Annotated in this window: 23 protein-coding genes and 1 pseudogene; 22 read left to right on the top strand and 2 right to left on the bottom strand. The window is 42.9% G+C overall.

Translation table 11 applies throughout. The features are described 5' to 3' along the window. On the top strand, positions 1-510 hold the full coding sequence (locus tag ACMX3D_RS21545) for a hypothetical protein (RefSeq protein ID WP_482747862.1): 510 nt from the start codon (positions 1-3) through the stop codon (positions 508-510). Positions 511-706: 196 nt separating this feature from the next. Further along, on the top strand, positions 707-1549 hold the full coding sequence (locus ACMX3D_RS21540; RefSeq protein WP_482747861.1) for an AMIN domain-containing protein: 843 nt from the start codon (positions 707-709) through the stop codon (positions 1547-1549). 70 nt (positions 1550-1619) lie between these two features. On the opposite strand, the gene ACMX3D_RS21535 is transcribed toward ACMX3D_RS21540, so the two are convergent. Next, complete coding sequence (locus ACMX3D_RS21535) at positions 1620-2159, bottom strand: DUF3172 domain-containing protein (protein ID WP_482747860.1); 540 nt, start codon at positions 2157-2159, stop codon at positions 1620-1622. Positions 2160-2423: 264 nt separating this feature from the next. Between ACMX3D_RS21535 and ACMX3D_RS21530 the strand changes: the two genes are divergently transcribed. From ACMX3D_RS21530 to ACMX3D_RS21520, 3 genes and pseudogenes are all read left to right on the top strand, one after another. Then, a complete protein-coding gene (locus tag ACMX3D_RS21530) occupies positions 2424-3251 on the top strand; it encodes an ABC transporter permease (protein WP_482747859.1) in 828 nt (275 codons plus the stop codon). 222 nt (positions 3252-3473) lie between these two features. Next, positions 3474-3773 (top strand): annotated as a pseudogene (locus ACMX3D_RS21525) (type II toxin-antitoxin system HigB family toxin). Next, a complete protein-coding gene (locus tag ACMX3D_RS21520) occupies positions 3727-4167 on the top strand; it encodes a helix-turn-helix domain-containing protein (protein ID WP_482747858.1) in 441 nt (146 codons plus the stop codon). Before ACMX3D_RS21525 ends, ACMX3D_RS21520 begins: the two are co-directional and overlap by 47 nt. 54 nt (positions 4168-4221) lie before the next feature. On the opposite strand, the gene ndhN is transcribed toward ACMX3D_RS21520, so the two are convergent. After that, positions 4222-4710: an NAD(P)H-quinone oxidoreductase subunit N gene (gene ndhN / locus ACMX3D_RS21515; protein ID WP_482747857.1), complete on the bottom strand. Its 489-nt coding sequence runs from the start codon at positions 4708-4710 to the stop codon at positions 4222-4224. Between the two features lie 914 nt (positions 4711-5624). Between ndhN and rplC the strand changes: the two genes are divergently transcribed. The 17 genes from rplC to rpsE all read left to right on the top strand — a co-directional run bounded on the left by rplC (position 5625) and on the right by rpsE (position 14158). Then, complete coding sequence (rplC, locus tag ACMX3D_RS21510; protein WP_482747856.1) at positions 5625-6260, top strand: 50S ribosomal protein L3; 636 nt, start codon at positions 5625-5627, stop codon at positions 6258-6260. A gap of 85 nt (positions 6261-6345) precedes the next feature. After that, positions 6346-6978 (top strand): 50S ribosomal protein L4, encoded by a 633-nt coding sequence (rplD, locus tag ACMX3D_RS21505; RefSeq protein WP_482747855.1) that lies wholly within the window; start codon positions 6346-6348, stop codon positions 6976-6978. Then, on the top strand, positions 6971-7285 hold the full coding sequence (locus ACMX3D_RS21500; RefSeq protein ID WP_482747854.1) for a 50S ribosomal protein L23: 315 nt from the start codon (positions 6971-6973) through the stop codon (positions 7283-7285). The genes rplD and ACMX3D_RS21500 overlap by 8 nt, the downstream gene beginning before the upstream one ends. 6 nt (positions 7286-7291) lie before the next feature. After that, positions 7292-8155, top strand: a complete 864-nt coding sequence (gene rplB / locus ACMX3D_RS21495; RefSeq protein ID WP_482747853.1) for a 50S ribosomal protein L2 — start codon at positions 7292-7294, stop codon at positions 8153-8155. Positions 8156-8253: 98 nt separating this feature from the next. Then, entirely contained in the window at positions 8254-8532 is a 279-nt protein-coding gene (gene rpsS, locus ACMX3D_RS21490) for a 30S ribosomal protein S19 (RefSeq protein WP_062291740.1), read from the top strand. Between the two features lie 88 nt (positions 8533-8620). Then, positions 8621-8980 (top strand): 50S ribosomal protein L22, encoded by a 360-nt coding sequence (gene rplV, locus ACMX3D_RS21485; RefSeq protein ID WP_062291738.1) that lies wholly within the window; start codon positions 8621-8623, stop codon positions 8978-8980. 26 nt (positions 8981-9006) lie between these two features. Then, the gene (rpsC, locus tag ACMX3D_RS21480; protein ID WP_482747852.1) at positions 9007-9762 is read left to right on the top strand and encodes a 30S ribosomal protein S3; all 756 of its coding nucleotides are present in this window, start codon (positions 9007-9009) and stop codon (positions 9760-9762) included. 63 nt (positions 9763-9825) lie between these two features. Beyond that, positions 9826-10254 carry a 50S ribosomal protein L16 gene (gene rplP / locus ACMX3D_RS21475; protein WP_482747851.1) on the top strand — a complete coding sequence of 143 codons (429 nt, stop codon included), beginning with the start codon at positions 9826-9828 and terminating at the stop codon, positions 10252-10254. A gap of 3 nt (positions 10255-10257) precedes the next feature. Continuing rightward, complete coding sequence (gene rpmC, locus ACMX3D_RS21470) at positions 10258-10485, top strand: 50S ribosomal protein L29 (protein WP_482747850.1); 228 nt, start codon at positions 10258-10260, stop codon at positions 10483-10485. 6 nt (positions 10486-10491) lie between these two features. After that, complete coding sequence (gene rpsQ, locus ACMX3D_RS21465) at positions 10492-10740, top strand: 30S ribosomal protein S17 (protein ID WP_015113422.1); 249 nt, start codon at positions 10492-10494, stop codon at positions 10738-10740. Between the two features lie 39 nt (positions 10741-10779). Further along, positions 10780-11148, top strand: coding sequence for a 50S ribosomal protein L14 (gene rplN / locus ACMX3D_RS21460; RefSeq protein WP_062291728.1), 369 nt, complete (start codon positions 10780-10782; stop codon positions 11146-11148). Then, on the top strand, positions 11148-11492 hold the full coding sequence (gene rplX / locus ACMX3D_RS21455; protein ID WP_482747849.1) for a 50S ribosomal protein L24: 345 nt from the start codon (positions 11148-11150) through the stop codon (positions 11490-11492). Before rplN ends, rplX begins: the two co-directional genes overlap by 1 nt. 97 nt (positions 11493-11589) lie before the next feature. Beyond that, positions 11590-12138: a 50S ribosomal protein L5 gene (gene rplE / locus ACMX3D_RS21450; protein ID WP_482747848.1), complete on the top strand. Its 549-nt coding sequence runs from the start codon at positions 11590-11592 to the stop codon at positions 12136-12138. Between the two features lie 20 nt (positions 12139-12158). After that, entirely contained in the window at positions 12159-12560 is a 402-nt protein-coding gene (gene rpsH, locus ACMX3D_RS21445; protein ID WP_482747847.1) for a 30S ribosomal protein S8, read from the top strand. Between the two features lie 67 nt (positions 12561-12627). Then, positions 12628-13176 carry a 50S ribosomal protein L6 gene (gene rplF, locus ACMX3D_RS21440; protein ID WP_482747846.1) on the top strand — a complete coding sequence of 183 codons (549 nt, stop codon included), beginning with the start codon at positions 12628-12630 and terminating at the stop codon, positions 13174-13176. A 2-nt stretch (positions 13177-13178) separates the two neighbouring features. Beyond that, entirely contained in the window at positions 13179-13541 is a 363-nt protein-coding gene (gene rplR / locus ACMX3D_RS21435; RefSeq protein WP_482747845.1) for a 50S ribosomal protein L18, read from the top strand. Between the two features lie 92 nt (positions 13542-13633). Beyond that, positions 13634-14158, top strand: a complete 525-nt coding sequence (rpsE, locus tag ACMX3D_RS21430) for a 30S ribosomal protein S5 (RefSeq protein WP_096584530.1) — start codon at positions 13634-13636, stop codon at positions 14156-14158. Positions 14159-14170 lie beyond the last annotated feature (12 nt).

Here is a 14170-nt window from a genome sequence, read left to right as displayed (position 1 = left end):
ATGAATAATTTTAATGTTAAATCTTTGACCTTCTACGGAATAACCATAGGTTCAGTGCTACTGTTGTTTAAAACTGTCACAGCCTATGGAGAAAATAATCTCAAAGCTCCTCCTGTAATTGACGGTCGCTACCTTCTCACTTTAGCTACAAGCTTACCTAGCTGTGAAACAGCAGACACTCTTGTATTAAATATGCAACAATCAGGTATTTATTTAAATGCCTCTTTATTGCCAGTAAATCCCAACGCAGATACTGAACAACAGCTTTCGCTTACAGGTATCTTGAAAAATCAACAGGTAAGCTTCTCTGGAAAAATTAATCCAGAAATCCTATGTCATCATTCAAACTCTCAGGTTTACCCAAGTAAATCAGCCACAATGCAAATGCAGCTGATAGATCAAGGTAAAGTGAAAGGTCAACTAACAGTCAATGGCATTCCTCAAACTTTCAAATTTACTGCAACCAAACAACCAACCCAAGAAAAATCACAAAAGTTAAATAGCCATTGAAATATGGGCAAATTATGGAAGTTAGGAATTTGGTGAGGACTTACCTCTGAAAACGAAAAATCAAAGGTTTGGGTAGTGAAAAAGTTTAGGCGTTCAACACCCTTACACCCTTTCAAAATAAATAGTCTCTTTGCGTCAGTCCTTTTACCAGTTCCTCAAAACTTCCTGATGTCTAAATATACAAGGAATAGAAAACATGTACACAAGCCCAAAACCCAAGTGGTTTTGCTTATGGGGCCAGCGCCTAGTTAGTATAAGCTTACTTGGATTCTACACAGCAATTACCTTAGAAACTGGCAGTGGTAATGCTGCACCCATCGCTAAGTTGAATGATTGGCGATTTTATCCAGAAGCTTCGCAATTAGAATTTACTCTTTCAGCAGGCACAACTCCCCACTACTTTTATCTTTCCCAACCCCCACGTCTAGTTATTGATCTGCCAGATACTAAGTTGGGTTATGTTGTTACCAAGCAAAATTACACTGGTGCAATTCAAAGAGTCCGAGTTTCTCAATTGAACGCCAGCATAACTCGGATTGTTCTAGATTTAGCAGCCGGAACATTTATCGACCTCAAACAGGTTAAACTACAACCTGTTTCTCGATATAACCCCACGCGCTGGGTATTACGTCCTTTTATTTCTAGCTATAGTCGCTCTATTCAACCACAAAACTTACAGCCTGCGGTTAATAGTCTACCGCCAAGTTCATATAATTATTACCCTCAAACACCTACTAACTTAAATCCAAATTCAAACTATCTACAGTTACCTAGTACTTTACCGCCTATCACCAGTAACCAACAGCAGCCCTATATCACTGTACCTCCCATAAAGCCTAATAACCCCTATCAAATCCAAGGTTCGATTTTGCCTCCACCTAACTTCCCAAATCAACTTGGTAATTTGAATAATATTCCACCCCTAGCAAGTCCTAATTTTCCAATTCCTCCAGCACCAAACACGCCTAACTATCCATCTAATGAACCCCAAATTCAAGTGATTGAGTTTGGTCAACCTCTTCCCAAACCCAAATACTAATTAAGTTAAAAGTGCTGAGTGCTGATTAATGAGTAAAAATACTAGTATCTAGTCTCTCTTTCTTCTCGCACTAAAATCTATCGGTTTCTTGAGGTACTGCAACTGCTCCTGGTTGAGAGGTGAAAAAGTTCTGTGCTGCCTCGTTTTGATAAATACATCTAATATCGGGTTTTTCGCTATCTAAGCTACCTGTAAAACCAAAGGTATTCAAACGATTTTTGCATTCTCTTACTTGCTCAGAGGTGACAAGTTTGCGCTGTTCTAAAATTGCCCAGTTATTTTGACGCAACACACATCCTGGACGCATACTTGGTTGCGCAACATAAACATTAAATGGGTTGAGTGTGACAAATAATCTCGCATCCATGACCATTGCACTAGCACCGTACTGTACGCAAATCTCTGGGTTTGGCGCTCTTGTATCAATGAATTCTCTTGAAGCTACGTTTGATGGCGTTAAAGTGGTTGTGGAACTAAAAGCAATCCCAATCCCAATACCCAAAACTAGCACCCCTCCCAAAATGGCGATCGTGGTGAGGTTGAATAGAGAAGGCTGTAAAGCCGTAGGTTTAGATGTTGTAGCTGATCTACCAGTAGATTTACGTCTCATTTTTACTTGACACCTTCACGTTTTGGAAAGCAGGGAGCGGTCTAAACTGCTCTCCCTATTTCAGTATGCCGATTCTTGACGATGATTGTCTGCAAAATTTATCAGAGCTATGAATTCTGTGAGCTTAAATAGCATTTTCTGCATTTTTTTAGTGATAAATAATACATAAACTGTAAAAACAGTATTTTTGATAACAATTATTAATTGAGGTAACAAAAATTGTAAAGTATTATTACTGGAACTTTGATAGGTAACGGCAAGAAAGTGACATCTCAAAAAGCATTAATCTGGGGAAAAAGCTTTAAAACTACACAATTTCAACTTCTACTTGCAGATAGTCTGACGATTTTCTGGGGTGAGTGGTTAAAATTGCGTGCCAGAATCACACAAGTTGCCGCAACTGGTTTAGTATCTCCACTAATATATATTTTGGCTTTTGGTTTGGGTCTGGGTAGCTCAATTAGACCAGGCTCAGGGATTACCGGGAATTTCGATAATTATTTAGAATTTATTCTGCCGGGGATGGTAGCACTATCCTCAATGACTATTAGCTTTGGCGGTACAACATTTTCAATTTGTGGAGAGAGGCTTTTTAGCAAAACTTTTGAAGAGATGTTACTGACTCCCATACATCCTCTAGCGTTACACATCGGTAAAATGCTGGCTGGAGTTGTACGAGGCTTAATGACATCAGGTTCTGTAATTCTGGTAGCACTGCTGTTTACTGGTAACTGGAATTTTCTAAATCCGCTATTTTTGCTGTTGTTGGTGCTGAATTGTGCCGTATTTGCTGGGTTGGGGGTAATTGTGGGGTTAAGTGTGCGATCGCTCGAATCTGTGGGACTATATAACAACTTCGTAATTGTTCCCATGTCCTTCTTAGGCGCAACCTTTTTTGACCCCAGTACTTTACCAGTCGCGTTGAAATGTGTAGTTTACTTATTGCCTTTAACTTACGCCAGCACAGGATTACGTGCTGCTGTTTATTCACCTTTATCTGAGTTTCCTTGGTACAGTGTACCGATTTTATTAGTAGTGGCGATCGCTCTATCTCTCTGGGGTGCTTCCAAATTTTCCCAACAACAAGATTAATAGGAAAACTTACGGTGTTGCAATAAAGGTTTGACCCAGTCGAAGTTGCACAGCTTTATTGCGAGATCGCTCTAAGTAGGTAAAAAATTGGTTTACATACAGACAAATCATGGATACGAATTAATACTTCATTTTGTTTTTTACTTGATGTTGAGTAGTCTGATCAAGTAAAAGCCCGGTAAATAATACTCGCCGAGCATATTAAAAAAATAAAATAAAAATATGCATGTGATAAGTCGCAAAAAGCTTCGAGAATTCTGCGAAATACACGCTGATTCGTGCGAAGCACTTGATGACTGGTTTCAAACGGCAAGCAAATCAGACTGGAATAATTTAATTGAGGTTCAGACAGTCTACCCAAAAGCTGAAGCAGTTAGTAACTTTACGGTCTTCAACATTAAAGGAAACAAATATCGCTTAATTACAAGTATTAATTAAGAGAAGCAGGTTATCTACATCAAGTACGTTTTAACTCATGCCAATTATGACAAAGACGACTGGAAGCATGACCCATACTATTAATTCCACAATTTACGGTGAGTTATTGTTACACTATCAACCCCGCATCATCAAAACTGAGTCAGAAAATGAGCAATTTTTGGCGGTGGTTGAAGAATTACTGGCTCGTCCTGACTTGAGTCCAGAAGAAGATACCTTGTTAGAGCTATTAGTCAAACTAATTGAAGACTTTGAAGGAAAGTACTATCAACTTAATGCTTCAACCCCTTGTTCAAGACTACTGCATTTGATGGATGCTCGAAATTTACAGCCATCTGACTTGGTGGAATTAGTGGGTTCAAGTGACACAGTGACTGAGTTGCTCGATGGTGAGCAAGAAATAACTGAGGAACAGGCTAAGATTTTAGGAAAGTTTTTTCACGTCGAGCCGGAGTTATTTTTTTCATCAAAAAAATAGGCGATCGCACCCAAAATTAAAAGTAGCGATCGCCCAAAAGCCAATACAAAAAGATTACACAGCCTGAGAACTAACCGCGAAGGTAGCTGTTAAAGGTTTCCAATTGAAAGCGCGACTACCGCCTCTTTCAACAACTACTTTGACTTTTGGTTCCAATTTAGGCAGTTCTGCCAAAAACTCCACTTCTTGGTCAGAAAGAATATGCCCTTCAATAATCCACAAAACTAAACCCTTGGATTTTGGTGGTAGCTGTTCTAGCTGATAGTTAACAATTGGGGGCAAATAGTAGACAGAACCTACAGCAGCGCCACTACCAGTACTTTTCTTACCCAAATGAGGTGGTCTCACACCATGAACTCCCGTGAGATAGGCAGCCACATCGCCTAATCCCCTAGCAGTTATATGCAAAGTCACATAGCCAGCAGCACGCAATCGGCGGCGATATCTACCTTCAAAACCTCCTTCTAAAGGGACGTATACACCGAGAGCGCCAAATTTTTCCAAATCCCGGATTAAACCATTGCCAGTGGTAATTAGTGCCATAGATTTTCGTTTATCCTATCCCACTTACATATCTCTATTATTTACCGTTAAGTAAAATATTTAAGTTACAGTCAGATAGCAACTAGTCGAAAAGTTTCATATAACTGATAACTTTAGCTGCTACAAGCAATTTCCAGCCAATATTATTCATGGATATGGTCTTTGCTCACAAAAGCGCCGTCAAAAAATTTTGTAAAAATATCGACAAACATCACATCTCTCATCTATAATGTGAGATTGTGACCAAATCAGCAAGTTAAGCTTTTCTCTGTCATAGACTTTGGAATAACATCTAAAACTGATTAAACAGAATCAGGAAATGATTTAGCCCAAAGTACTAAGAGACTGCTAAACTATAAAAGCCTGAAAGTTCACTAATAAGCTTGTGGCTAACTAATAAAAGCCATCGCTTAGATGTAATCTGGATTCAACACTGTAGCCCGGATAAACTAGGTAAACCCTTGAACAATAGTTTAAGGTGTTCCGTAAAGTAGAAGCTGAGCCGTAATACTAGCGCTGTAGTAGTACAAAAGTCTTAGTTACAGGATACTGAGTGGTGAAAAACTGCTTAAGTCCTTCTACAAGAAGGCAGATGTTTCAAGCGCTGCCTTCAGAGAGTGCCTAAGCAAGTGCTTGGACGAAAGCATTGCTGCACAAAGTGCAAAGCTTTAAAGCATTGCCTTAAAGCCAAAAGTTTATGCTTCCCATTGGGAAGAAACTCCAGGCTGTTTCAGTAAGCAACTGAATTCAAGTAAACGGATTCACCAGATAAAGAAGGGAACGGTTTCTGTTTTCCGGATAAGAGAAAGCAGCTAATACTGCTGGAAATTGCTGAGGATCGTCCTCCCTCAGTCGGAACATGGCCGAGCATCCCGATGAATCTGCTCAGTAAGTAAAAAGGAGAACCAGTTACTGTGTCTGTAGGTATTCTCGGCACCAAGCTGGGCATGACCCAAGTATTTGACGATGCAGGAGTAGCAATTCCTGTCACAGTTATTCAAGCGGGGCCATGCACTGTCACACAAGTAAAAACAAAACAGACTGATGGTTACTCAGCCATTCAAGTTGGTTATGGCGAAGTAAAACCAAAAGCGCTAAACAAACCCTTGTTGGGTCATTTAGCTAAATCATCTGCCCCAGCTTTACGTCATCTAAGTGAGTTTCGTACAGATAATTCTAGCGAATACACGTTAGGACAAGAAATTAAAGCAGATATTTTTAATGCTGGTCAAATCGTCGATGTAATCGGTACAAGTATCGGTCGCGGTTTTGCAGGCAACCAAAAGCGGAATAACTTTGGTCGCGGGCCAATGTCTCACGGTTCTAAAAACCACAGAGCGCCCGGTTCCATTGGTGCAGGTACAACACCTGGTCGTGTGTACCCCGGAAAAAGAATGGCAGGGCGTTTGGGCGGTAGCCGCGTCACCATTAGTAAATTGACAGTTGTGCGTGTAGATGCAGAACGCAACTTATTACTCATCAAAGGGGCGATTCCTGGTAAACCAGGTTCCTTAGTGAGTGTCGTGCCTGCAAAGAAAGTTGGTAAATAGTCAAAAGTCAATAGTCAATAGTCATTAGTAGCTGAACTATGGACTATGGACTATGGACTATGGACTAATGACATAGGACAAAAAAATGGTTGAGACTGTAGTTAAAAACTGGCAAGGAGAGGAAGTCGGACAAAAAACGTTCGACTTGCGGGTTGCCAAAGAAGAAACAGCGGCTCATATTGTACACCGCGCCTTGGTTAGACAAATGACCAATGCTCGTCAAGGAACCGCTAGTACAAAAACTCGTGCAGAAGTTAGAGGTGGTGGCCGCAAACCTTGGCGGCAGAAAGGTACCGGTCGCGCTCGTGCTGGTTCTATTCGTTCGCCCTTATGGCGTGGTGGTGGTGTAATCTTTGGGCCAAAACCCAGAGAATACAACCTGAAAATGAACCGGAAAGAGCGACGGTTAGCATTACGGACAGCTTTTGTAAGTCGTGCTGATGACTTAATTGTGGTCGAGGAATTTAGTAACGAACTGTCTCGTCCCAAAACAAAAGATTTAGTTGCTGCTTTGGCACGTTGGGGAGCAAGCCCAGAACAAAAAACTCTATTAATTTTGTCTGAGATTGCTGACACAGTTTATCTGTCAGGACGCAACATAGAAAATTTAAAGATTATTGCCGCAGATCAGCTAAATGTTTATGACCTGCTGCACGCTGACAAGCTTGTAGTTACAGCACCAGCATTAGAAAAAATTCAGGAGGTCTACAATGGCTAAGATTGCGACCCGTGATCTGCCTGACTTGGTGCGTCGCCCGATTGTCACCGAAAAAGCAACGATTCTGATGGAACAGAATCAATACACTTTTGAAGTTGTTCTAAAAGCTACCAAGCCAGATATTAAAGCAGCGATCGAAGACTTGTTTCAAGTCAAGGTTGTCAAAATTAATACTGCTACACAGCCACGTAAAAAACGTCGCGTTGGCAAATTTATTGGCTACAAGCCCCAATATAAGAAAGCTATTGTCACCGTCTCACCTGGGGACGCACAGAAGATTAGACAGATTCTATTCCCAGAGGTCTAACAGAAGATGGGTACTCGTTCTTATCGCCCTTATACCCCTAGCACTCGTCAAGTTACAATCTCCGACTTTTCAGAAATTACGAAAACTGAGCCGGAAAAGTCCCTTACGAAGTACATACATCGCGCCAAAGGTCGCAATAATCAAGGGCGGATAACCAGCCGTCGTCGGGGTGGCGGCCATAAAAGACTTTATCGGATTATCGATTTTAAAAGAGATAAGCGCAACATTCCAGCAACAGTATTGGCGATTGAATACGATCCCAACCGGAACGCTCGCATTGCCTTGCTGCAATATCAAGATGGGGAAAAACGCTATATCCTTCAACCTAACGGGTTGACTGTAGGTAAAACTTTGATAGCTGGACCTGAGTCTCCTATTGAAGATGGTAACGCCTTACCTTTGGCAAACATTCCATTGGGTACAAGTGTTCACAACGTAGAACTTACCGCTGGCAAAGGTGGACAGATTGTCCGTTCTGCTGGGGCTACAGCCCAAGTAGTTGCGAAAGAAGGTAATTATGTAACTCTCAAGTTACCTTCAGGAGAAGTGCGGATGGTGCGACGCGAATGCTACGCCACCATTGGACAAGTAGGAAACACCGACGCAAGAAACCTCAGTGCAGGTAAAGCCGGACGCAATCGCTGGAAAGGCCGTCGTCCTAAAGTTAGAGGTAGCGTCATGAACCCAGTGGATCACCCACACGGTGGTGGTGAAGGTAGAGCGCCCATTGGTAGATCTGGCCCAGTCACACCTTGGGGTAAACCAACATTGGGAGCAAAGACACGCAAACCCAAGAAACCCAGCAGTAAGTTGATTGTGCGTCGTCGCCGCAAATCTTCCAAGCGTGGTCGTGGTGGTCGTCAGTCTTAAAATTTTAGATTTTAAACTTTGGATTTCTAGATTGAAAAATTATCTGAAGTCCAAATTAATAAATCCAAAATCCCAAATCCTAAAACCGAAATTTAACTATGGGTCGTTCATTAAAAAAAGGGCCTTTCGTTGCCGATCATTTACTCAGCAAAATTGAAAAGCTGAACGAGAAAAACGAAAAGCAAGTTATTAAAACTTGGTCAAGAGCCTCGACAATCCTGCCCCAGATGGTAGGACACACGATCGCTGTTCACAATGGCAGACAACACGTCCCCGTTTTTATCAGCGATCAGATGGTAGGACATAAGTTGGGAGAATTCGCCCCAACACGCACCTACAGGGGTCATGGAAAAAGTGACAAAAAAGCGGGTAGATAAGAAAGAGTCAAAAGTCAATAGTCAATAGTCAAGAGTCCCAACAAATGACCATTGACCATTGACCATTGACCGACTCAAGGAGAAAAACATGGCAACTAATACTACAGAAGTAAAAGCGATCGCCCGTTATATACGCATGTCTCCCTTTAAAGTGCGTCGTGTACTCGATCAAATTCGGGGGCGGTCTTATAGAGAAGCGTTAATTATCCTGGAATTCATGCCTTATCGGGCTTGTGAGCCAGTACTGAAACTCATCAGAAGCGCAGCCGCAAATGCTGAACATAATGCAGGTTTAGACCGCGCTCAACTGGTGATCACCCAAGCCTATGCAGATCAAGGCCCAGTCCTCAAACGTTTCCAACCTAGAGCGCAAGGTCGAGCTTACCAAATTCGCAAACCTACGTGTCACATTACAGTAGCTGTTGCTGCTGGTGAGACTGCGGAATAATTACCAGAACTTTAGAGGAAGCATTTGTGGGACAGAAGATTCATCCAGTTGGCTTTCGCCTCGGAATTACCCAAGAACACCAATCCCGTTGGTACGCAGATCCTGAACGCTATCCAGAACTTTTACAAGAAGATCACAAACTTCGTAAGTACATCGAACAAAAACTGGGTAGACTTGCTCAAAATAACGCTGGCATCTCCGAAGTCAGAATTGAGCGTAAAGCAGACCAAATTGATCTCGAAGTGCGTACAGCACGCCCAGGTGTAGTAGTAGGTCGCGGTGGACAAGGTATCGAATCCTTACGCACCGGATTACAAGACTTATTAGGAGGGACTCGCCAAATTCGGATTAACGTTGTGGAAGTACAACGAGTTGATGCTGATGCTTACTTAATTTCGGAATACATCGCTCAACAATTAGAACGCCGGGTTTCCTTCCGCCGCGTAGTCCGACAAGCAATTCAACGGGCGCAGCGTGCTGGTATTCAAGGAATTAAAATTCAAGTCAGCGGTCGCCTCAACGGTGCAGAAATTGCTCGGACAGAGTGGACACGTGAAGGTAGAGTACCTCTACATACCTTACGGGCTGATATTGACTACGCTTACTGCACAGCAAAAACCGTTTACGGTATTTTGGGCATCAAAGTGTGGGTATTTAAAGGAGAAATTATTCCTGGACAGGAAGAAACTCAACCCCAACCCGCAGCCCGCGAACGCGAACCTCGTCGCCGTCAACAACAGCGCCGTCGCCAGCAGTTTGAAGACCGTTCAAATGAAGGCTAGTCAATAGTCAAAAGACCATTGACCATTGACCATTGACCATTGACTCTTGACCCTTGACAAATCATGTTAAGTCCTAGAAGAACTAAATTCCGCAAACAACAGCGCGGGCGGATGGCGGGTCTAGCTAACCGTGGTAGCACCCTCAATTTTGGAGATTTTGCACTCCAAGCCCAAGAACCAGCTTGGATCACCTCTCGGCAAATTGAGGCTTCCCGTCGGGCAATGACTCGTTATATCCGCCGGGGTGGTAAAATTTGGATTCGGATTTTCCCAGATAAACCTGTTACCATGCGTCCGGCAGAAACACGGATGGGTTCTGGTAAAGGTAATCCAGAATTTTGGGTAGCAGTAGTTAAACCAGGGCGGATTTTGTTTGAAATCGCTGGTGTTTCTGAAGAAATCGCCCGTGAAGCTATGCGCCTAGCTGCATACAAACTGCCAATTAAAACTAAATTTATTGTGCGCTCTCAAGTAGAAGAGGAGCAGGAGTAGGTCATGCCGCTTCCCAAGATTTCAGAAGCTAGAGAATTAAGTGACGAACAATTAGCTGCGGAAATTGTTGCCACTAAAAAACAACTGTTTCAGTTGCGCTTGCAAAAGGCAACCAGACAATTAGAGAAACCTCACCAATTCCGCCATGCTCGCCATCGCCTCGCCCAACTGCTAACGGTAGAGGGAGAACGCAAACGGGCAGCAAATCAACCGCCTAAGGAAGAGAATTAAGAGATTATGGCAATCAAAGAACGAGTTGGCTTGGTAGTGAGCGACAAGATGCAAAAAACGGTGGTAGTTGCCATCGAAAACCGCGCTCCCCATCCCAAATACGGCAAGATTGTAGTTAAAACCCGCCGCTATAAAGCTCACGATGAAGAGAATAAATGCAAAGTGGGCGATCGCGTGCGGATTCAGGAAACCAGACCCCTGAGCAAAACCAAACGCTGGCAAGTCACAGAAATCCTCAACACTAAAAATTCATAAGTTGTTACTTAACTAACAACTGCACAAGGGAGACCAATTGTGATTCAACCCCAAACTTACTTAAATGTGGCAGATAACAGCGGTGCGCGGAAACTAATGTGTATCCGTGTGTTAGGTGCTGGTAATAGCCGTTACGGTTTTATCGGTGACAGAATTATTGCTGTTGTTAAAGATGCCATTCCCAACATGGCTGTGAAAAAATCAGATGTTGTGGAAGCTGTGATTGTTCGCACTCGCCATAACATTCGTCGTGATAGTGGTATGACTATTCGCTTTGATGATAATGCTGCCGTCATCATCAATAAAGAAGGTAACCCTAGAGGTACACGGGTATTTGGCCCAGTAGCACGAGAACTCCGCGACAAGAACTTTACTAAAATTGTTTCTCTGGCTCCGGAGGTGCTGTAATGGCAAGACAAAACGAAAAAGAATTTCATAAAATGCACGTCAAAACTGGTGACACTGTGCAAGTGATTGCTGGCAAAGACAAAGGCAAAGTTGGCGAAATCATTAAAGCATTACCCCAACTGAGCAAAGTCGTTGTTAAAGGTGTCAACATTAAGACTAAGCACGTTAAACCCCAACAAGAAGGGGAATCTGGACGGATTGTTACCCAAGAGTACCCAATCCACAGTTCTAACGTGATGCTCTATTCCACAAAGCAAAATGTCGCTAGTCGCGTTTGCTACACCTTCACCCCAGAAGGCAAGAAGGTCAGAAAACTCAAAAAAACTGGCGAGATTATTGATTAAGGATGAATTTAAAGCCTGAAGTATAAATACTACTTATTTTATCTTCATCCTTCATAATCTTCCCTGACCAAGCCCAGGGATATCAGGACAAAAAAATATGGCGACAACAAGACTCAAAACCTTATATCAAGAGACAATCGTCCCCAAACTCACAAATCAGTTTCAATACACCAACGTTCATCAAGTACCGAAGGTGATCAAGGTTACTGTTAACAGAGGTTTGGGCGAAGCAGCACAAAATGCTAAAGCATTAGAAGCTTCTATCAACGAAATAGCGTTAATTACAGGTCAAAAACCTGTAGTGACAAGGGCGAAAAAAGCGATCGCAGGCTTTAAAATCCGTCAAGGTATGCCTGTTGGGATCATGGTCACTCTCAGAGGCGCGAAAATGTATGCTTTTCTCGACCGCCTCATCAGCTTGACATTACCTAGAATTCGTGACTTTCGTGGTATTAGCCCTAAAAGCTTTGACGGCCGCGGTAACTATACTCTAGGCGTAAGAGAACAGCTAATCTTTCCAGAAGTCGAATACGATAGCATTGATCAAATTCGCGGTCTGGATATTTCAATTATTACTACAGCAAAAAATGACGAAGAGGGCCGCGCTTTACTCAAAGAATTGGGAATGCCCTTTCGCGATCAATAAGTTCATCTAAAGAGGGAACGATGGCGGCTAACGACACAATTGCAGATATGCTGACGCGCATCCGCAATGCCAACATGGCAAGGCATCAAACAACACAAGTGCCAGCCACTAAAATGACCCGTAGTATTGCCAAAGTACTACAGGAAGAAGGATTTATTTCAGAGTATTCCGAAACCGAAGAAGGCGTAAAACGTCACTTGGTGATTGCCCTAAAATATAAGGGTAAAAATCGTCAGCCTTTGATTACTGCCCTCAAACGGGTGAGTAAGCCTGGTTTACGCGTTTATTCCAACAGAAAAGATTTACCCAGAGTACTAGGCGGCATCGGCATTGCCATTATTTCTACATCTAGTGGCATCATGACCGACCGTGAAGCTCGCCGTCAGAACTTAGGTGGTGAAGTACTTTGCTACGTCTGGTAGTCATTAGTCATTTGTCATAAGTATTAAAGACAAAAGACAAAAGACAAATAACAAAGGACAAAAGATCATGTCTCGTATTGGTAAACGACCAATTACTATTCCCGCCAAAGTGCAAGTCACCATTGATGGCACCAAGGTTGTGGTAAAAGGCCCCAAAGGCGAACTGTCACGAGATTTACCTGTTCACGTGACAGTCAGCCAAGAAGGGGAAACCTTACAAGTAGTTCGTAAAGATGATTCCCGTACCTCTCGCCAAATGCACGGTTTAAGCCGAACATTGGTTGCCAACATGGTAGAGGGAGTTTCCCAAGGTTTTCAACGTCGTTTGGAAATTCAAGGGGTTGGTTATCGCGCCCAAGTACAAGGGCGTAACCTTGTTTTGAACATGGGTTTCAGCCATCAAGTACAAATTGAGCCACCAGAAGGAATTCAGTTTGCTGTAGAAAACAATACTAACGTTATAGTCAGCGGCTATGACAAAGAAATCGTAGGTAATACAGCAGCTAAAATTCGTGCCGTCCGACCACCAGAACCTTACAAAGGTAAAGGTATTCGCTATGCGGGTGAAGTAGTCAGACGCAAAGCTGGTAAGACCGGAGGTAAAGGTAAGAAATAAAAATGAAACTTACTCGTAGAGAATCAAAACAGCGTCGTCATCGTCGCGTCCGTGGCAAGGTTAGCGGTTCTCAAGAACGCCCACGCCTAGCAGTATTTCGGTCTAACGAACATATTTACGCCCAAGTAATTGATGATACTCAACATCATACTTTAGTGGCAGCGTCAACTTTAGATGCAGAGTTAAAAGCAAATTTAGCTTCTGGGGCTAACTGCGAAGCATCGGCACAAGTTGGGAAGTTAATTGCAGCACGCGCTCTTGAAAAAGGCATTACTAAGGTAGTCTTTGATCGCGGTGGTAACTTATATCACGGTCGAATCAAAACACTAGCTGACGCAGCACGTGAAGCTGGTTTAGATTTTTAAAGTTGTCAAAAGTCCATAGTCCATAGTCAACAGTAATGACTATTGACTCTTGACTCTTGACTGTTGACTCTTGACTTTTAAAGGCATTGATTATGGCAACAGGTCGTCGTAAAGCTAACCGCGCAAAAAAAGAAGAAACCAACTGGCAAGAGCGGGTAATCCAAATCCGACGCGTGAGCAAGGTAGTTAAGGGTGGTAAAAAACTCAGCTTCCGTGCGATCGTTGTTGTTGGTAACGAACGTGGTCAAGTAGGTGTCGGAGTAGGTAAAGCCTCAGATGTAATCGGTGCTGTTAAAAAAGGCGTAGCCGATGGCAAAAAACACCTAATTGACATTCCCATCACCAAATCTAATTCCATCCCTCATCCTATTGATGGCATTGGTGGAGGTGCAAAAGTTATCATGCGCCCCGCCGCACCTGGTACTGGTGTAATTGCTGGTGGTGCTGTGCGGACTGTACTGGAATTAGCCGGAGTTCGTAACGTTCTAGCTAAACAACTCGGTTCTAACAACCCACTCAATAATGCTAGAGCCGCAGTTAATGCTTTATCTACCCTGCGTACTCTTGCTGAAGTGGCCGAAGACCGTGGTATTGCTATTGACAAACTCTACATTTAGTAGAGCTTCACT

Source organism: Anabaena sp. TISTR 8404, from assembly GCF_056847745.1.
Note: the sequence above shows the minus strand (reverse complement) of the source record. Positions and strands in the feature narration are given on the sequence as shown.